The organism is Escherichia sp. WS568, assembly GCF_046486085.1.
In the GTDB taxonomy this organism is placed as follows: Bacteria; Pseudomonadota; Gammaproteobacteria; order Enterobacterales; family Enterobacteriaceae; genus Escherichia; species Escherichia coli.
On record NZ_JBJQMC010000001.1, the window covers coordinates 255,054 to 273,737 of the forward strand.

Genomic DNA, 18,684 nt, shown 5'->3' on the forward strand with positions numbered 1-18,684 from the left:
TTACACCCCTGTATCTTTTTACATCACATTAGCGCGATTATCGCATAACCGATGTTTACTTTCAAAATAACCTGTTTGAATCACAGATTTTCATTACAGTTTTCACAGAAACAGAGGTGAATCGTGTTGAGTATTTAACGCTCCAGGGCCTCTGCCATTTCCCTCATCAATGTTGCGTCTGCATCCGATAAGTTGATATTCAGTGCCGCGACATTTTCACGTACCTGTTCCGGTGCAGTAGCCCCACTAAGAATGGAGATTAAATCACTCTGTTTTAATATCCACGCCAGTGCCAGAGTGGGAATTGTGCACTGATAACGAGCACAGAGTGGCTGCCACTGTTCAAGCATATCAATCACTTTCAGCATGTTTTCACGCTGGAACCAGACTTTATTTGCCCGAGCGCCGCCCGGAACGTAATCACGCGTGATGGTACCGGTCAACAATCCCTGCTCTAGCGGGGAATAAACCTGTACCACAATGCCATTATCACGACATAGCGGCAGCAGTTCGCTTTCCAATGCCCGGTCGAGGATACTGTATTTCGCCTGAATAATATCCAGTTCACCATATTGCAGATACTCGCGGATATGGTCAGCATCGACGTTAGCAGCGCCTATAGCGCGAATTTTTCCTTCGGCCTTTAACTCATTGAGCACTGCGACAGTTTCAGCTATCGGCGTAAAAAATGGCGGCACCGACTGCCAGTGCGTCATGTAGATATCGATGTAATCAATATCCAGACGTTGCAAGCTGGCTTCTACCTCTTCGCGGATAGATTCCGGGGAAAGGTTTTTATACAACTGCCGATCGCCCACTTTGTTGAATAAACTCCCTTTTCGTTCCCAGACAATGCCGCATTTGGTTTCTACTACAACCTGTTCACGGGGCAGTTTTTTTAACGCCTGACCGACGATAACTTCACTATTGCCAAAGTTATATCCTGGCGCAGTATCAATCAGATTAATGCCACAACGATGGGCTTCAAGAATCGTATCAATACATATTTGCCGATCGAGATCGCCATTCCATGCAGGACCGCCGCCAATGGCCCATGTCCCCAACCCCATTCGCGAAAGCGTAATATCCGTTGTGCCTAAAGGTATCTTTTTCATTTGCCTTCATTATCCTTCGTATTCTTCCAGCAATTGTTCGACCAGTTTTCTGTTTTTTACACCGGTGGTGGCACCGACGCTCAAAACAGAGATAGCCGCCGTTGCATTGGCAAAGCGTGCGCATTCACGCAGATTTTTGCCTTCTAACAGAGCCGCTATAAAGCCAGAAGCAAAGTTATCGCCTGCGCCAATAGTGTCGATGGCGGTTATTCCTGCGACCGCCGGCACCTTCATCGTCATGTCACCACGCTTGATAAAGCAGCCGTCTTTACCCGTTTTAATCACCACCGTTTTTACGCCGCACGCAAGAAAGCAGTCAGCAATTTCATCCAGTGTCTCTTTCCCGGTGAGTAATTTTGCCTCGGCAAAATTAGGAAACAGATAATCGACATAACTCAATGCTTCGCAAATATCATCCAGCGTTTCATTCAACCGCGGTTTGATCATATCGGCACAGATAATCATCTGCCGGGCTTTAGCTTGCGTAAAAATTTCTGTTAGCGCTTTACCATCCAATAGAGGACTGTTGAAAATACTGGCCAGAGATAATAATTTCGCCTGAGAAAACCGCGAAAAATCAACATCGTCAATATTCAATTTCCACAGACTGCCGTTACGGTTTGTGACAAACGTCCGCTCGCCATCCTCCGTCACCAGTCCAACGTTAATTGAGGTATCTATGCTGACGTCCTGCTTCAGGCTTTGAATATCAATATTCTCTTTGCGGCAATGGTCGAGAATAAATTGCCCGGCGGCATCTTTACCAATACGACTCATTAATGCTGTGCGATGGCCCAGACGAGAAATAATTGTTGCTTCATTTATTGCATCACCCCCGGTGGTCATTGCGATTCTTTCAAGAGGATAAGAATCCACATCAAAGATATTTTTACTGACCGGTTGCAATGGAATATCAACAATAGCGGCACCTATACAAATAACGTCGAGATTATCCATATCATTATTCCGCTTTGCCATCAGAACCGAACAGTTTAATTTTTTCCAATGCCCGTTCTTTTACAGCTTTACGTACTTCACGTTCTAAATGCAGGAAAGGCTGATCCTGGTTTTCTTTCACTGCTACCATTGCGGCCTGACAGAGCTCCGTATGAATGTTGATTTTCGCAATACCCAACGAAATTGCAGTTTTAATGTCGGCATCACTGATCCCCGATGCGCCGTGCAAAACCAGCGGAACAGAAACAGCATCGCGTACGCGTTTGACGACCTCAAAGTTCAATTGTGGCTCTGACGTATAAACCCCATGCTGGTTGCCGATGGCGACAGCCAATGAGTCACAGCCCGTACGTTCAACAAATTCAGCCGCCTGGTCAGGATCGGTATAGTGATAGCCCGCCAGCGCTTCCTCATAAACGGTTTCATTACCGACATGCCCTAATTCCGCCTCTACCGGAATACCCAGCGGATGGAAGAAATCAACAGCCTCTTTGGTTAAACGAATATTTTCTTCGAAATCAAATGCGGAAGCATCACGCATTAATGAATTCATACCATGAGTCCAGGCGTTATGAATAATTTCCATACTCCGACCATGATCCCAATGAGTTATTACCGGCACCGTTGCTTTTTTTGCCATTGATACCATCATGTGAGAGAAATCTTCAAATGAGGTGTTCCCGACAAAACCTGTACCAAAAGAAATAATAACCGGTGATTTCGCTTCTTCGGCTGCGTCGATAACGCCCATCAACATTTCTGCATTCCATACGTTAAAATGGGCAATTGCATAATGTTTATTTGTGGCATCGTTTTCCCAATATCTGATATCTGCGAGCATATTCTGTTCTCCCGTATTAATTAATCGCTAATTTTAATAACGCCTTTAATAATGTCGCGTTTGTTGTTAACTGACTCTTCAAATGCCTGTTGTACATCCCGATAATCGTAAATATGCGTCACCATCGATTTCACATCGAATCGCCCTGAAGAAATAGCTTCAATCGTGACCGGATAACGATTGGCATAGCGGAATACCGTCTGGATAGTGACTTCGCGATTGATTTTGAGGAAATTGATTGCCGAATCGCCCGGTACAGTACCAACAATCATAATTTTACCGCCGCGCATTACCAGATAAGGTGCCTGTTTAACGGTGACCGCAGAACCTGCTGTTTCGAAAACAATATCTGCGCCCATTTCTTCGGTAAATTGCTGACAGCGTGCAATAGTGTCTTCTTTTGCGCCGTTAATAACCACTGTCGCGCCGAGCTGTTCCGCCATTGTCAGACGTTTTTCCAGCACATCAACGACGGCAATATCCGTAGCTCCCAGGCATTTGCACGCTTGCAACGTCATCAAACCAATACAACCTGCTCCCAGAATAATTATCTTCTTACCCGGTTTAACATCTGCCAGCATCGCGGCATGCATCCCGACTGCGGCAGGCTCCACCAGCGCCCCTTCCATCGTGTCCATATTGTCTGGCAGTTTGTAAGTAAAGCTCTCCGGATGACACAGATAGTGCGTTAATGCGCCGCGGTAGTTGGGTTGTGTCGCCATAAAATCAACGTCCGGGCAAATGTTATATTTGCCTTCCAGACAGTAACGACAGTGACCGCAAGGAACGCCAGGTTCGATATTTACCCGATCCCCCGGTTTAAATTTGCGCACGCGGCTTCCCACAGCCACAACCGTCCCGGCGCATTCATGACCCAGGCCAATTTCTTGATTTGGGTCTTTAGGCGGAATAAACGGGCCTGATTCAAAACCATGTACATCTGAACCACAAATACCGACATATTCTACTTTAATCAAAACTTCATCTTCTTTAGGCACAGGCATTTCTGCTGAAATAATTTTCATTGTGCCCGGCACCTGCAATATTGCTTTTGAATTTTTCATTTTGAATCCACCAGTATTATTTATTGACTACTGCATCAATACTTAAACTTTCAACGGAGACACCTTTGGTTTCAATTCCAATGGTGGCGATAGCAATTGCGACAATAATTGAAACCGCCCCCAGAAGAATAAAGACTCCCGTTACGCCATAACTACTGAGCAGCACTGCAACGGCATAAGGTGCGGCAATACCACTGATTCGCCCTACTGCATTCGCCAGACCGGAGCCACGTAATTTTGCCTCTGTCGGCCAGATCTCAGGGACATACACTGCCGAGGCATAGCAAACGTACATATAGACGAAAGTAATCAGGAAGAAACCAATCAGCGTTATGAGCAACATACTGGTTTGCAGTGAATAGATATATCCGAGCACCGCAATCAGGATTAATAGCCCCACACCCATTGTTTTACGCGGAATTTTATCCATCACCAGCATGGCAATAAATATACCAAATGGCGCACCAAACATACTCATGGTATTTAAAACAATCGAGTCTTTTAAATTAATCCCCTGGGTCATGAATATTGTTGGCAACCAGTTAATTAGTGTGTACTGCACAACGTTCATGGCAATCAGCACACAAGAACCTAATATCACGCGTTTCAGTAATACTCCTGTCAGTAAGGCTGAATACGGCACCGCTTGTGGCGCTTTACCGTCATCAGCAATAACCACGGGCGGCAAAGGTTTTCCCGTCTGGCGTATGACGCCTTCTTCTATACTCCGCATGACTTTCTCGGCTTCCTGATACCGTCCGCGCGATTCCAGCCAGCGCGGGGATTCAGGAAAGTAGCGCCAGGCCAGCGCCGTAGCGATAAGCGACAATATTGCAGGGATAAGCAGTTGTACTCGCCAGTTCCACTCTGCACTAATCAGCGGCGTGAGTCCCATCGCAATCAATGAACAGAGCGGATATGACCAGTTGCCAATAAAAGAAACCCGACTGGACCACGTTCCGCGATTTCTACCGGGCATATATTCGGTGAAACCAGCAAACAGCGTCACCAGTAAAGCTCCCAGCCCAACGCCCATCACAAAACGGCAGGCAATAAGGAAATCCATATTCGGTGAAAAAGCACCGACCACCATCGAGGCAATATGAATGGCCTCATAGAGGATGAACGCATTTCTGCGACCGGTTTTGTCACCGATGATGCCGCCAACCAGCGCACCGAGAAACATTCCGGCGGTCGTGATTGCTGAGAATGTGGCAGTGGTGGAATTATCTGTCCAGCCCAACGCTTTCAGCTGCGCGAGGATCAAGCCACCAACGGCATTACTCCAGCAGACAAGCAAGCCAAACGCGACGATAGCAAACATTGACGAATGCCAGCGGCAATCCGGTAAGCGATCCAGCCGAGCACCACAATGCGGTTTTGTTATCTGTTCCATGCGATAACGCTCCTTCAGGAGAGTAGTTATTCATCAAAGTCGTAAGTCATGATCACTTTGATTGCGGTTTTATCGACCATCGCATCAAACCCTTCGCGCCATTGCGACAGGCCGATACGATGCGTGATCATCGGTTTGACTTTGATAGCGCCGCTGGCTAATAGCCTGATAGCGTTACGCCATGAGGTGGAGTCATAGGCCATATGCCCAATGATGCTTTTGTTCCAGGCGGTAATGTCATTAATCGAGAAATCAAGAGGTTTGAAGCCCATTCCAACGCGTACCACTTCCCCATTCGGGCGGAGCATTTCGATGGCTTGTTTCAATGCGATATTGGCACCGGAGCATTCAATCACCAGCCCCAGATTGTCTTTGCCACAAATTTGCTGGCAGCGTGCCACCACATCTTCGGTAGAACCATTTACTACTGCCGTCGCACCCAGTTCTTTTGCAACCGGGAAGCGGACCGCCACATCTTCTTGTAGACCAACGACGACGATATTTACCGCCCCCATAATCCGCGCCATTTGTACGGAGAACAGTCCGAGTGGGCCAGTGCCGATGACGACTACATCCTGACCAGGGAGGAATTTCGATTGCTGCGCGATGGATTTGTAGGCATTGCAGATAGGGTCAAGTACGGCTGCGTCCTCATAATCAACACCATCAGGGATTTCCCACAACGCATGACGATGAATTTTGAGAATTTCACCAGGAACCAGACAATATTTGGAAAAACCACCGCCCCAGGTATTGTTATCCAGACCAAGGTTTACTTTTTCTGTACAACACAGAAAATCACCTTGTTCACAGGCCGGACAAACGCCGCAGACGTGACCGCTGTTATCTGACACGACGCGTTGCCCCACTTTCCAGTCTTTGACTTTTTCACCAACCTGCGCAATACAACCTGCGAACTCATGGCCGCGGATAGAGTTAAACTCATCAGAACCGCTATCGACATTGTAGTGCTTCATGTCTGCGCCGCAGATTGCCGCGGCTTTAATTTCAATCACGACATCTTCCGGGCCACAAATGGGTTGTGGCACATCGATCATCTTGTAGCCGCCAAAGGCTTTGCCAAACCGAGCCAGTGCTTTCATTGCGTCATCCTCTGTGTTTTGTTTTGCTTAGATGGTCATCATACTTACCCACATGATTTTTGAGGTCAACATTAAATCTGTAAAACACAGATAATGATCTGCGTTTTACAACTCAGATCACAATTACGCAGAAAATGGCTGGAGCTGTTACAGGTTGATGGAAGGCGGAACGCAAAATGAGCAAATTTGAGAGGGATTACCGGCCAAATAGGTCTGAGACTTAAGTTCAGGAGAAGTCATTCAGGCGTGAACGCGACTGCAAGAGACCGGACTGGGGCTTTGCCTGGTCGTGACGAGATAATTGAGATGAGTCGTGGGGTTATTGTTGGCTATCCCCTTTATAACCGCGGCAAAAAGGGGACAAACCACTTACTTAAACATGGCAATTGGCTTTGCTGAGATACCAAAATCTTCTTTTAACTGTTGTTTGCTCTTCATGACCATCTGACCATTTGTGTCAATTGTCATATGCTGTGCTTCGGTATTATGGCGGGCTTGCCACAGCATCACCAGTTGCAGGCAGTTCTCTTTTTGTTCCTCGGTCAACGCAACGCCATCAGGCCATTTCCCCAATTCAACGGCGGTCGACAAACGCTGGTATACCTCAGGCGTCATGCTGTTGATAATGTCATCAAGATTCATAATTTTTCCGCTCCTGTGGAATAAGTTGCTGAATCGTTTTTTCAACCGTTGATTTCTTCGCCGTTTTCGCCATCGGTAAAGCGTAAAGAGGCAGAGTTAACACAATAACGTTCGCCCGTTGGCTGCGGCCCGTCGGGGAAGACATGCCCCAGATGGGCATCACAGTTACCGCAACGAATTTCTATGCGCTGCATTCCATGTGACAAGTCTTTGATATAACGAATGGATTCTTCACTCACCGGTTCGTAGAAACTGGGCCAGCCACAGCCGGAATCATACTTGGTTTGGGAATGAAACAGCGGGGCATCGCAGATCAAACAGTGATATACGCCGTCACGCTTGTTATGCAGTAAACGACCCGTAAATGGCGGCTCTGTCCCATGATTCTGCGTCACGTAGAACTGCATCTCGGACAAATTTTTTTTCAGTTCTTCTGCCGAAGGTTTATTAGCCATTTGCTCACATCTCACTTTAATCGTGCTCACATTACGTGACTGATTCTAACAAAACATTAACACCAACTGGCAAAATTTTGTCCTAAACTTGATCTCGACGAAATGGCTGCACCTAAATCGTGATGAAAATCACATTTTTATCGTAATTGCCCTTTAAAATTCGGGACGCCGACCCCATGTGGTCTCAAGCCCAAAGGAAGAGTGAGGCGAGTCAGTCGCGTAATGCTTAGGCACAGGATTGATTTGTCGCAATGATTGACACGATTCCGCTTGACGCTGCGTAAGGTTTTTGTAATTTTACAGGCAACCTTTTATTCACTAACAAATAGCTGGTGGAATATATGACTATCAAAGTAGGTATCAACGGTTTTGGCCGTATCGGTCGCATTGTTTTCCGTGCTGCTCAGAAACGTTCTGACATCGAGATCGTTGCAATCAACGACCTGTTAGACGCTGATTACATGGCATACATGCTGAAATATGACTCCACTCACGGCCGTTTCGACGGTACCGTTGAAGTGAAAGACGGTCATCTGATCGTTAACGGTAAAAAAATCCGTGTTACCGCTGAACGTGATCCGGCTAACCTGAAATGGGACGAAGTTGGTGTTGACGTTGTCGCTGAAGCAACTGGTCTGTTCCTGACTGACGAAACTGCTCGTAAACACATCACCGCTGGTGCGAAGAAAGTGGTTATGACTGGTCCGTCTAAAGACAACACTCCGATGTTCGTTAAAGGCGCTAACTTCGACAAATATGCTGGTCAGGACATCGTTTCCAACGCTTCCTGCACCACCAACTGCCTGGCTCCGCTGGCTAAAGTTATCAACGATAACTTCGGCATCATCGAAGGTCTGATGACCACCGTTCACGCTACTACCGCTACTCAGAAAACCGTTGATGGCCCGTCTCACAAAGACTGGCGCGGCGGCCGCGGTGCTTCCCAGAACATCATCCCGTCCTCTACCGGTGCTGCTAAAGCTGTAGGTAAAGTACTGCCAGAACTGAATGGCAAACTGACTGGTATGGCGTTCCGCGTTCCGACCCCGAACGTATCCGTAGTTGACCTGACCGTTCGTCTGGAAAAAGCTGCAACTTACGAGCAGATCAAAGCTGCCGTTAAAGCTGCTGCTGAAGGCGAAATGAAAGGCGTTCTGGGCTACACCGAAGATGACGTAGTATCTACCGATTTCAACGGCGAAGTTTGCACTTCCGTGTTCGATGCTAAAGCTGGTATCGCTCTGAACGACAACTTCGTGAAACTGGTATCCTGGTACGACAACGAAACCGGTTACTCCAACAAAGTTCTGGACCTGATCGCTCACATCTCCAAATAAGTTGAGATGACACTGTGATCTAAAAAGAGCGACTTCGGTCGCTCTTTTTTTTACCTGATAAAATGAAGTTAAAGGACTGCGTCATGATTAAGAAAATTTTTGCCCTTCCGGTCATCGAACAAATCTCCCCTGTCCTCTCCCGTCGTAAACTGGATGAACTGGACCTCATTGTGGTCGATCATCCCCAGGTAAAAGCCTCTTTTGCATTACAGGGCGCACACCTTCTCTCATGGAAACCTGCGGGTGAAGAAGAAGTTCTGTGGTTGAGCAATAACACACCGTTCAAAAATGGCGTCGCTATTCGCGGTGGCGTACCGGTTTGCTGGCCGTGGTTTGGTCCGGCTGCACAACAAGGTCTGCCTGCGCACGGTTTTGCCCGCAACCTGCCGTGGACGCTGAAATCACATCGTGAAGATGCTGATGGCGTAGCGCTGACTTTTGAATTGACACAAAGCGAAGAGACGAAAAAATTCTGGCTACACGACTTTACGCTATTAGCGCATTTCCGCGTGGGTAAAGCCTGTGAAATCGATCTTGAAGCACACGGCGAATTTGAAACCACCTCTGCCCTGCATACCTACTTTAACGTGGGTGATATCACTAAGGTAAGCGTCAGTGGACTGGGCGATCGCTTCATTGATAAAGTGAATGACGCGAAAGAAGATGTACTGACCGACGGTATTCAGACCTTCCCTGACCGTACCGATCGCGTGTATCTGAATCCGCAAGATTGCAGCGTAATTAATGACGAAGCGCTGAATCGTATTATCGCCGTAGGCCACCAGCATCATCTGAACGTTGTAGGCTGGAACCCAGGACCGGCGCTTTCAGTTAGCATGGGCGATATGCCGGATGATGGCTACAAGACCTTTGTTTGTGTAGAAACAGCTTACGCCTCAGAAACGCAAAAAGTCACCAAAGAGAAACCTGCACATCTGGCGCAATCCATTCGCGTTGCGAAACGTTAATTTGCGTTAATGTTGTGTGCCGGGTGCGATGCATCCGGCACGTATCAACATCACACCATATCCAGCGCAGTTTTTCCTTTTGGTGCCGGATATGCCTTATCCAGCATAGCTAATTCCGCTGATGAAAGTTCGACCTCAAGCACAGCCGCATTTTGTTGGACATGGGCAATCGTGGCCGCTTTTGGAATCGCCATCACACCCTGATGACTGATCACCCACGCCAACAATACTTGTGCCGCGCTGATATTGTGAGCATGTGCAATTTCGTTGACTACCGCGTTTTTTAACAGCCCATTGCGCAACCGCCCGGCCTGGGCTAACGGACTGTAAGCCATCACCGGCATCTGCTGTTGCTGGCACCAGGGAAGTAGATCGTACTCAATCCCTCGTGAACCGAGATGGTAAAGCACCTGATTAGTGGCACACTGATTCCCCCCCGGCAGCTGCCAGAGTTCCTGCATATCGGCATAATCAAGGTTAGAAACGCCCCAGCGGCGGATTTTTCCCTGGGCGATCAATTTTTCCATCGCTGCGACAGTCTCTTCAAAAGCGAAACTGCCAGACCAGTGTAATAAGTAGAGATCGAGATAATCAGTATTGAGACGGCGTAAACTGGCTTCGCATGCATTTATCGCTTTTTGCCCGCCAGCATTCCACGGATAGACTTTAGAGACGAGAAAGACGTTCTCACGCAGGCCGGTTAATGCTTCCCCAACCACCATTTCGGCACCGCCATCGGCATACATTTCGGCGGTATCAATGAGGGTTAAACCGAGTTCAATGCCCGCGCGTAGTGCAGCAACTTCTGTTTTACGCTGACTGGCATCTTCGCCCATATACCATGTTCCCTGCCCTATGGCTGGCAGTGAGACATCGCCACTAAATTGAATCATTTTTTGTTGCATTGCTTCCTCCCAGGTATTGCACCACCGTAATGCAAAACAGGGCATGACGCCCTGTTTTTATGCACAAAATGCCCTGGAAAGATGCATTATCAGAATTTGTAGGTGATCCCGGTAGAAATCAGGCCAGTCCAGGATTTATCCACCATTGGGCTGTCAGTAACTTCATCAGACAGACGGGTGTAGCGCGCGGTACCGTAAACACTCCAGTCGCCGAGGAAGTTGTAGCTGGCGCTCAGCTCCAGGTAAGGGCTCCAGCTGTCGTTCGGGTTATAGCCACGCAGACCGCTGCGAGCGGACTCTTTGCGCGATACGCCATAATAGTATTCGTTCTGGTTTTCGCTGTTCCACTGCACACCAATACCCGGAGTCACGGTCAGGCCGCCGTTGGTGTAACGATACAACCAGGCCATATCCCAGACAATGCCGTTGCTGTTATCCAGGGTATCGCCAGCCAGGGTGGTACGCAGGTAACCGTACTGGGTAAAGTGAGCATAAGACAGACCAGCCATCATGGTGCTCTTACGGTCATCCAGGTGACGCATTTGGTGATCGCCACTGTCTTTAGCTTTGAAGTAAAGCGGCGACCAGTAAGCGGTAATTGAAAGTTTGTCCGTTGCGTCATTCCACAGGTAGTAACCACCACCTAAGCCACGGAACCAGAAGTTATCGCCTTCATAGTTGATTACCGGTACTGGGTAAACATCGGTATCGTAATCTTTATATGGGTGTTCAACGACACCTACGCCTGCGCCCAGGGAAAATTTACCTTCAGCGTGCGCTACGCCTGCAGACGTTGCGATAAGCACTCCAAGTGCCAGAAGTTTGAGTTTGGTCACAATTAATCATTCCTTAAACAAATGTTTAGCGGGCGACAAAGTTTACCCGTCAATACATCGAAACCCAACCTTTTTACGTTTTCATTTTTTAAAGTAACTGTTTAATTTTCCTGACGCAGATGACACCACGCTTACAGCCAAATGAATTTAGCGTTACCGGCAAGCCTGGTCTTTACATTAATTATGCAAAATTTATGGATGAGTTGTTGATATGCCATTGAAATTAAGAAAGCCGTGCAGGCAAGTTTTCCATTTGCCATCTACGCTTAATTTTGAAGGTGTATCACCGGGCACGTTGTTCTCATCGTCGATAAAATGGCATGAGAGTTGCTGTGTTTTAGCAAGAGACGTCGTTCAGTTTACCTCTTCCGGGAGCCTCTACTATTCATATGAACGGCTCTTAACCTGTGCTAAAAAACGAAAGGACGGCATACCATGAATATATTCGATCACTATCGCCAGCGATATGAAGCTGCCAAGGACGAAGAGTTCACACTGCAGGAGTTTCTTACCACTTGTCGGCAAGATCGCAGTGCTTATGCCAACGCGGCTGAGCGGCTATTGATGGCTATTGGTGAGCCTGTCATGGTCGATACAGCCCAGGAACCCAGACTTTCTCGACTCTTTTCTAACCGGGTCATTGCACGTTATCCGGCGTTTGAAGAGTTTTACGGCATGGAAGACGCGATTGAACAGATTGTCTCTTATCTGAAACACGCGGCTCAGGGGCTGGAAGAGAAGAAACAAATCCTGTATCTGCTGGGGCCTGTGGGTGGGGGTAAATCATCGCTTGCTGAACGACTGAAATCATTAATGCAGCTCGTGCCGATCTATGTATTAAGCGCTAACGGTGAGCGGAGCCCGGTCAACGATCATCCGTTCTGTCTTTTCAATCCGCAGGAAGATGCGCAGATTCTGGAAAAAGAGTATGGCATTCCTCGCCGTTATCTCGGCACCATCATGTCGCCGTGGGCGGCAAAACGCCTGCATGAATTTGGTGGCGATATCACTAAGTTCCGGGTAGTGAAGGTCTGGCCGTCAATTCTGCAACAAATTGCTATCGCCAAAACGGAACCCGGTGATGAGAACAACCAGGACATCTCCGCCCTGGTAGGGAAAGTCGATATTCGTAAACTCGAACACTACGCGCAGAATGACCCGGACGCCTACGGCTATTCCGGTGCGCTGTGCCGCGCCAATCAGGGGATCATGGAATTTGTCGAGATGTTTAAAGCACCGATAAAAGTGCTGCATCCCTTGTTAACCGCCACCCAGGAAGGTAACTACAACGGGACGGAAGGTATCTCCGCCCTGCCGTTCAACGGGATTATTCTCGCGCACTCGAACGAATCCGAATGGGTCACTTTCCGTAATAACAAAAACAACGAAGCCTTCCTCGACCGTGTTTACATCGTGAAGGTGCCGTATTGCTTGCGCATTTCCGAAGAGATCAAAATCTACGAGAAATTGCTTAATCACAGTGAATTGACTCACGCCCCCTGCGCCCCTGGCACGCTGGAAACGCTGTCACGTTTTTCTATTCTTTCGCGTCTGAAAGAGCCAGAAAACTCCAGCATTTATTCAAAGATGCGGGTTTATGATGGTGAAAGTTTGAAAGACACTGATCCCAAAGCCAAGTCGTATCAGGAATATCGTGACTACGCCGGTGTCGATGAAGGGATGAACGGTCTGTCGACGCGTTTTGCGTTTAAGATCCTCTCCCGCGTGTTCAACTTCGATCATGTAGAAGTGGCGGCAAACCCGGTCCATCTGTTCTACGTCCTGGAACAGCAGATCGAGCGCGAGCAGTTCCCACAAGAGCAGGCAGAACGCTATCTGGAGTTCCTGAAAGGTTATCTGATCCCGAAATATGCCGAGTTTATCGGCAAAGAGATCCAGACGGCCTACCTTGAATCCTATTCCGAATATGGGCAAAACATTTTCGACCGTTATGTTACCTACGCGGATTTCTGGATTCAGGATCAGGAGTATCGCGATCCGGATACCGGGCAGTTGTTTGACCGCGAGTCTCTTAACGCCGAGCTGGAGAAAATCGAGAAACCGGCGGGGATCAGTAATCCAAAAGATTTCCGCAACGAGATTGTTAACTTCGTACTGCGCGCCAGAGCGAATAACAGCGGACGCAATCCGAACTGGACCAGCTATGAAAAACTGCGCACGGTTATTGAGAAGAAAATGTTCTCCAATACCGAGGAGCTGTTGCCGGTTATTTCGTTTAACGCCAAAACGTCAACCGACGAGCAGAAGAAACATGACGACTTTGTCGACCGTATGATGGAAAAAGGCTACACCCGTAAACAGGTGCGTTTACTGTGCGAATGGTATTTGCGCGTACGTAAATCGTCTTAACAACCCTGGCCCGGTACACATGCTACCGGGCCTACAACGACAGCGAACCGTGGGCCAGAGAAGCGGCAACACAGGCGTAGCATACCGTTGGCAAATGTAGTACGGGGGGCATATGACCTGGTTTATTGACCGGCGTCTGAACGGCAAAAACAAAAGCATGGTGAATCGCCAGCGTTTTTTACGCCGTTATAAAGCGCAAATTAAACAGTCGATCTCCGAGGCCATTAATAAGCGTTCGGTGACTGACGTCGACAGCGGCGAGTCCGTATCCATTCCCACGGAAGATATTAGCGAACCGATGTTTCATCAGGGGCGTGGCGGTCTGCGCCACCGCGTGCATCCGGGCAATGACCATTTCGTCCAGAACGACCGAATTGAACGTCCCCAGGGTGGCGGCGGAGGTTCCGGCAGTGGTCAGGGCCAGGCCAGCCAGGATGGTGAAGGTCAGGATGAATTTGTCTTTCAGATTTCGAAAGATGAGTATCTTGATCTGCTCTTTGAAGATCTGGCCTTACCGAATCTGAAACAAAACCAACAACGCCAGCTGACCGAATATAAAACGCATCGTGCGGGTTATACCGCTAACGGCGTTCCGGCCAATATCAGCGTTGTGCGTTCATTGCAGAACTCACTGGCACGACGCACAGCCATGACGGCGGGCAAGCGGCGGGAACTTCATGCGCTGGAAGAGCATTTGGCCATCATCAGCAACAGTGAACCTGCGCAACTGCTGGAAGAGGAACGTCTGCGCAAAGAAATTGCAGAATTACGTGCCAAAATTGAACGCGTCCCTTTCATTGACACCTTCGATTTACGTTACAAGAACTACGAAAAACGGCCCGATCCCTCCAGCCAGGCAGTGATGTTTTGCCTGATGGACGTTTCGGGTTCAATGGATCAGTCCACTAAAGATATGGCTAAGCGTTTTTATATTCTGCTGTATCTGTTCCTTAGCAGAACGTATAAGAACGTGGAAGTCGTTTACATCCGCCACCATACTCAGGCGAAAGAAGTCGATGAACATGAGTTTTTCTACTCGCAGGAAACTGGCGGCACCATTGTTTCCAGCGCCCTGAAACTGATGGATGAGGTAGTGAAAGAGCGTTATAACCCGGCACAGTGGAATATTTACGCAGCCCAAGCATCAGACGGCGATAACTGGGCCGATGACTCTCCGCTTTGCCATGAAATTCTGGCGAAAAAAATATTACCCGTCGTTCGTTATTACAGCTATATCGAAATTACACGTCGCGCGCATCAGACACTGTGGCGAGAATATGAGCATCTGCAATCTACTTTCGACAACTTTGCGATGCAGCATATCCGCGACCAGGATGATATTTATCCGGTGTTCCGTGAACTGTTTCATAAACAAAATGCAACAGCTAAAGACTAAAACTGTCAGCCGGGTCATTATCGCCTGGCTGATTTTTAGCTCACTGTAAATTATCTCATTTATTACATACATTAGCTTACAATCGCTTTAAATATGACAGCATAACCTTTACACAATTTAGTTCCAGAAAACAATCATTCGGAAAAATGATTCGGTCAACACGTATTTCCCTGGGGTTATTCTTTAATTATTTTTTATCGTCAACGAAAATTGATCCTGGTCAAAACTATATATCTCTGCCATCAATAAAATCCAGCACTCACATTGCTCTCCTTTTTATGGCTTCTATGGGTACACAAAAATTAAAAGCTCAAGGCTTTTTTGTTTTCAGCTTATTGCTGACGTTAATTTTATTTTGCATTACTACTTTATATAACGAAAACACGAATGTAAAACTCATCCCACAGATGAATTACCTGATGGTTGTTGTGGCTTTGTTTTTCCTTAACGCCGTCATTTTTCTTTTCATGTTAATGAAGTATTTCACTAACAAACAAATTTTACCAACACTCATTTTAAGCCTTGCATTTTTAAGTGGCCTTATCTATTTAGTTGAAACCATTGTAATTATCCATAAACCAATCAACGGCAGTACACTGATCCAGACAAAGTCGAATGATGTTTCTATTTTCTATATTTTCCGCCAACTCAGTTTCATTTGTTTAACCTCGCTGGCGCTCTTTTGTTATGGGAAAGACAACATCCTTGACAACAATAAGAAAAAAACTGGCATTCTGTTGCTGGCGCTGATTCCTTTTTTAGTTTTTCCCCTTCTGGCACACAATCTGAGTAGTTATAACGCTGACTATTCTTTGTATGTCGTCGATTACTGTCCGGACAACCATACTGCGACCTGGGGAATCAACTATACAAAAATATTGGTTTGTTTGTGGGCATTTTTACTGTTCTTTATTATCATGCGTACACGATTAGCCAGCGAACTATGGCCGTTAATAGCATTATTATGTCTGGCATCGCTATGCTGCAACTTACTTCTACTGACTCTGGATGAGTATAATTACACCATCTGGTATATCAGTCGCGGGATTGAAGTTTCCAGTAAACTGTTTGTTGTGTCTTTTCTGATTTATAACATTTTTCAGGAACTGCAACTCTCCAGCAAACTGGCAGTTCATGATGTGCTGACCAATATTTATAATCGGCGCTACTTTTTCAACAGCGTAGAGTCATTATTGTCGCGACCTGTTGTTAAGGACTTTTGTGTCATGCTGGTTGATATTAATCAGTTCAAACGCATCAATGCCCAATGGGGACATCGTGTGGGTGATAAAGTGCTGGTATCAATTGTCGATATTATCCAGCAAAGCATCCGCCCCGATGATATTTTAGCGCGACTGGAGGGTGAGGTGTTTGGCTTGCTATTTACCGAACTCAATAGTGCCCAGGCAAAAATCATTGCGGAACGTATGCGTAAAAATGTCGAACTCCTGACCGGCTTTAGTAACAGATATGATGTTCCTGAACAAATGACCATCAGTATTGGCACGGTTTTTTCAACGGGTGACACGCATAATATCTCGCTTGTCATGACGGAAGCAGATAAAGCCTTACGCGAAGCGAAAAGCGAGGGGGGCAACAAAGTGATTATTCATCATATTTAAGTGCAAAAATATTCAGAGCCATGCTTTTTGCGTGGCTTTTGCATACAATTTATTACTATTACCCCTAAATTTCCCCTCCCCAGCGGCGCAGAGATGAGTATAATTAGCGCCCCTGTGCCAGGCCGCAATCGAACTTTATCTGGTTTTCTCGTTTCACTAACCGAAGGAGTGCCATTTATCATGAAATTGCACCATAGAATGCTCCGGCATTTTATCGCCGCAAGTGTCATTGTGCTGACATCTTCCTTCCTTATTTTTGAACTTGTCGCCAGTGACAGAGCAATGAGTGCCTATCTGCGCTATATCGTGCAGAGAGCAGACTCCTCCTTTCTTTATGATAAGTATCAGAATCAGAGTATTGCCGCGCATGTGATGCGCGCTCTCGCTGCTGAGCAGTCGGAAGTGTCGCCAGAACAGCGGCGAGCCATCTGCGAGGCTTTTGAGTCTGCCAATAATACCCATGGCTTAAACCTGACTGCCCATAAATACCCTGGCTTACGCGGCACACTACAAACCGCATCCACTGACTGCGACACAATTGTGGAAGCTGCTGCACTATTACCCGCTTTTGATCAGGCAGTGGAAGGCAACCGCCACCAGGATGATTACGGTTCAGGTCTTGGGATGGCCGAAGAGAAATTTCACTATTATCTCGATCTCAATGACCGCTATGTCTATTTTTATGAGCCGGTTAATGTTGAGTACTTTGCGATGAATAACTGGTCCTTCCTGCAGTCAGGAAGTATTGGCATCGATCGCAAAGATATTGAAAAGGTATTTACCGGGCGTACCGTATTATCGAGCATTTACCAGGATCAGCGTACTAAACAGAACGTGATGAGTTTGCTGACGCCGGTATATGTCGCAGGGCAGCTAAAAGGGATTGTGCTGCTGGATATTAACAAAAACAATCTGCGGAATATCTTTTACACTCATGACCGCCCTCTCCTCTGGCGTTTTCTCAATGTCACGCTAACTGATACCGATTCGGGGCGCGACATTATCATCAACCAGAGCGAAGATAATCTGTTCCAGTATGTCAGTTACGTCCATGACTTACCGGGCGGCATTCGTGTCTCGTTATCCATTGATATTCTTTACTTTATCACGTCTTCGTGGAAAAGCGTTCTGTTCTGGATTTTGACGGCGTTAATTTTGCTGAATATGGTGCGGATGCACTTCCGTTTATACCAAAATGTGTCGCGAGAAAATATTAGTGATGCGATGACTGGACTCTATAATCGCAAAATTTTAACCCCTGAACTGGAGCAGCGGTTGCAGAAACTGGTGCAATCCGGTTCTTCGGTGATGTTTATTGCAATTGACATGGACAAGTTAAAGCAAATAAATGACACCCTTGGTCATCAGGAGGGGGATTTAGCGATTACGTTATTAGCTCAGGCGATTAAACAATCGATTCGTAAAAGTGATTATGCCATCCGACTCGGTGGCGATGAATTCTGCATCATTCTTGTCGATTCGACACCGCAAATTGCAGCACAACTGCCTGAACGTATCGAAAAACGTCTGCAACATATCGCGCCGCAGAAAGAGATCGGCTTCTCTTCCGGTATTTACGCGATGAAAGAAAACGATACGTTACATGATGCGTATAAAGCTTCCGATGAGCGTTTATATGTCAATAAGCAGAACAAAAACAGCCGTTCATGATAACCT

General features: G+C 47.1%; 16 protein-coding genes. 6 read left to right on the top strand and 10 right to left on the bottom strand.

Going from position 1 to position 18,684, the window contains the following annotated elements:
* Positions 1 to 134: 134 nt before the first annotated feature.
* The 8 genes from ydjG to msrB form a co-directional block, all read right to left on the bottom strand.
* A complete protein-coding gene (ydjG, locus tag ACJHWR_RS01240) occupies positions 135 to 1,115 on the bottom strand; it encodes an NADH-dependent methylglyoxal reductase (protein ID WP_000723714.1) in 981 nt (326 codons plus the stop codon).
* A gap of 9 nt (positions 1,116 to 1,124) precedes the next feature.
* Positions 1,125 to 2,072 (bottom strand): sugar kinase, encoded by a 948-nt coding sequence (locus tag ACJHWR_RS01245; RefSeq protein ID WP_001306163.1) that lies wholly within the window; start codon positions 2,070 to 2,072, stop codon positions 1,125 to 1,127.
* 4 nt (positions 2,073 to 2,076) lie between these two features.
* A complete protein-coding gene (locus ACJHWR_RS01250; protein ID WP_000878882.1) occupies positions 2,077 to 2,913 on the bottom strand; it encodes a ketose-bisphosphate aldolase in 837 nt (278 codons plus the stop codon).
* Positions 2,914 to 2,933: 20 nt separating this feature from the next.
* Positions 2,934 to 3,977: an NAD(P)-dependent alcohol dehydrogenase gene (locus ACJHWR_RS01255; RefSeq protein WP_000798132.1), complete on the bottom strand. Its 1,044-nt coding sequence runs from the start codon at positions 3,975 to 3,977 to the stop codon at positions 2,934 to 2,936.
* A 16-nt stretch (positions 3,978 to 3,993) separates the two neighbouring features.
* Entirely contained in the window at positions 3,994 to 5,373 is a 1,380-nt protein-coding gene (locus ACJHWR_RS01260) for an MFS transporter (protein ID WP_000435293.1), read from the bottom strand.
* A gap of 26 nt (positions 5,374 to 5,399) precedes the next feature.
* Entirely contained in the window at positions 5,400 to 6,476 is a 1,077-nt protein-coding gene (locus ACJHWR_RS01265; protein ID WP_000645203.1) for a zinc-binding dehydrogenase, read from the bottom strand.
* Positions 6,477 to 6,845: 369 nt separating this feature from the next.
* Positions 6,846 to 7,118, bottom strand: a complete 273-nt coding sequence (locus tag ACJHWR_RS01270; RefSeq protein WP_001046790.1) for a YeaC family protein — start codon at positions 7,116 to 7,118, stop codon at positions 6,846 to 6,848.
* Between the two features lie 41 nt (positions 7,119 to 7,159).
* On the bottom strand, positions 7,160 to 7,573 hold the full coding sequence (msrB, locus tag ACJHWR_RS01275; RefSeq protein ID WP_001284618.1) for a peptide-methionine (R)-S-oxide reductase MsrB: 414 nt from the start codon (positions 7,571 to 7,573) through the stop codon (positions 7,160 to 7,162).
* Positions 7,574 to 7,914: 341 nt separating this feature from the next.
* Here msrB and gapA point away from each other — a divergent pair, with 341 nt between their 5' ends.
* Positions 7,915 to 8,910, top strand: coding sequence for a glyceraldehyde-3-phosphate dehydrogenase (gene gapA / locus ACJHWR_RS01280; protein WP_000153502.1), 996 nt, complete (start codon positions 7,915 to 7,917; stop codon positions 8,908 to 8,910).
* Positions 8,911 to 8,993: 83 nt separating this feature from the next.
* On the top strand, positions 8,994 to 9,878 hold the full coding sequence (locus ACJHWR_RS01285; protein ID WP_012311737.1) for a D-hexose-6-phosphate mutarotase: 885 nt from the start codon (positions 8,994 to 8,996) through the stop codon (positions 9,876 to 9,878).
* 50 nt (positions 9,879 to 9,928) lie between these two features.
* Here the strand turns inward: ACJHWR_RS01285 and yeaE are convergent, their stop codons facing one another.
* On the bottom strand, positions 9,929 to 10,783 hold the full coding sequence (gene yeaE / locus ACJHWR_RS01290; protein ID WP_012311901.1) for a methylglyoxal reductase YeaE: 855 nt from the start codon (positions 10,781 to 10,783) through the stop codon (positions 9,929 to 9,931).
* An 89-nt stretch (positions 10,784 to 10,872) separates the two neighbouring features.
* On the bottom strand, positions 10,873 to 11,619 hold the full coding sequence (mipA, locus tag ACJHWR_RS01295) for a scaffolding protein MipA (RefSeq protein ID WP_000163771.1): 747 nt from the start codon (positions 11,617 to 11,619) through the stop codon (positions 10,873 to 10,875).
* A gap of 435 nt (positions 11,620 to 12,054) precedes the next feature.
* Between mipA and yeaG the strand changes: the two genes are divergently transcribed.
* The 4 genes from yeaG (at position 12,055) to dgcJ (ending at position 18,678) form a co-directional block, all read left to right on the top strand.
* Positions 12,055 to 13,989 carry a protein kinase YeaG gene (gene yeaG / locus ACJHWR_RS01300; RefSeq protein WP_001019882.1) on the top strand — a complete coding sequence of 645 codons (1,935 nt, stop codon included), beginning with the start codon at positions 12,055 to 12,057 and terminating at the stop codon, positions 13,987 to 13,989.
* A gap of 112 nt (positions 13,990 to 14,101) precedes the next feature.
* The gene (locus ACJHWR_RS01305) at positions 14,102 to 15,385 is read left to right on the top strand and encodes a YeaH/YhbH family protein (protein WP_000219675.1); all 1,284 of its coding nucleotides are present in this window, start codon (positions 14,102 to 14,104) and stop codon (positions 15,383 to 15,385) included.
* A 146-nt stretch (positions 15,386 to 15,531) separates the two neighbouring features.
* Positions 15,532 to 17,007: a GGDEF domain-containing protein gene (locus ACJHWR_RS01310; RefSeq protein WP_000621397.1), complete on the top strand. Its 1,476-nt coding sequence runs from the start codon at positions 15,532 to 15,534 to the stop codon at positions 17,005 to 17,007.
* 180 nt (positions 17,008 to 17,187) lie between these two features.
* Positions 17,188 to 18,678, top strand: a complete 1,491-nt coding sequence (gene dgcJ / locus ACJHWR_RS01315) for a diguanylate cyclase DgcJ (RefSeq protein WP_000766137.1) — start codon at positions 17,188 to 17,190, stop codon at positions 18,676 to 18,678.
* The last annotated feature ends 6 nt before the right edge of the window (positions 18,679 to 18,684 follow it).

Bases quoted from the DNA above. Each gene is read 5' to 3' on its own strand.
- ydjG (WP_000723714.1), bottom strand. From the start codon at position 1,115: ATGAAAAAGATACCTTTAGGCACAACGGATATTACGCTTTCGCGAATG.
- ACJHWR_RS01245 (WP_001306163.1), bottom strand. From the start codon at position 2,072: ATGGATAATCTCGACGTTATTTGTATAGGTGCCGCTATTGTTGATATT.
- ACJHWR_RS01250 (WP_000878882.1), bottom strand. From the start codon at position 2,913: ATGCTCGCAGATATCAGATATTGGGAAAACGATGCCACAAATAAACAT.
- ACJHWR_RS01255 (WP_000798132.1), bottom strand. From the start codon at position 3,977: ATGAAAAATTCAAAAGCAATATTGCAGGTGCCGGGCACAATGAAAATT.
- ACJHWR_RS01260 (WP_000435293.1), bottom strand. From the start codon at position 5,373: ATGGAACAGATAACAAAACCGCATTGTGGTGCTCGGCTGGATCGCTTA.
- ACJHWR_RS01265 (WP_000645203.1), bottom strand. From the start codon at position 6,476: ATGAAAGCACTGGCTCGGTTTGGCAAAGCCTTTGGCGGCTACAAGATG.
- ACJHWR_RS01270 (WP_001046790.1), bottom strand. From the start codon at position 7,118: ATGAATCTTGATGACATTATCAACAGCATGACGCCTGAGGTATACCAG.
- msrB (WP_001284618.1), bottom strand. From the start codon at position 7,573: ATGGCTAATAAACCTTCGGCAGAAGAACTGAAAAAAAATTTGTCCGAG.
- gapA (WP_000153502.1), top strand. From the start codon at position 7,915: ATGACTATCAAAGTAGGTATCAACGGTTTTGGCCGTATCGGTCGCATT.
- ACJHWR_RS01285 (WP_012311737.1), top strand. From the start codon at position 8,994: ATGATTAAGAAAATTTTTGCCCTTCCGGTCATCGAACAAATCTCCCCT.
- yeaE (WP_012311901.1), bottom strand. From the start codon at position 10,783: ATGCAACAAAAAATGATTCAATTTAGTGGCGATGTCTCACTGCCAGCC.
- yeaG (WP_001019882.1), top strand. From the start codon at position 12,055: ATGAATATATTCGATCACTATCGCCAGCGATATGAAGCTGCCAAGGAC.
- ACJHWR_RS01305 (WP_000219675.1), top strand. From the start codon at position 14,102: ATGACCTGGTTTATTGACCGGCGTCTGAACGGCAAAAACAAAAGCATG.
- ACJHWR_RS01310 (WP_000621397.1), top strand. From the start codon at position 15,532: ATGATTCGGTCAACACGTATTTCCCTGGGGTTATTCTTTAATTATTTT.
- dgcJ (WP_000766137.1), top strand. From the start codon at position 17,188: ATGAAATTGCACCATAGAATGCTCCGGCATTTTATCGCCGCAAGTGTC.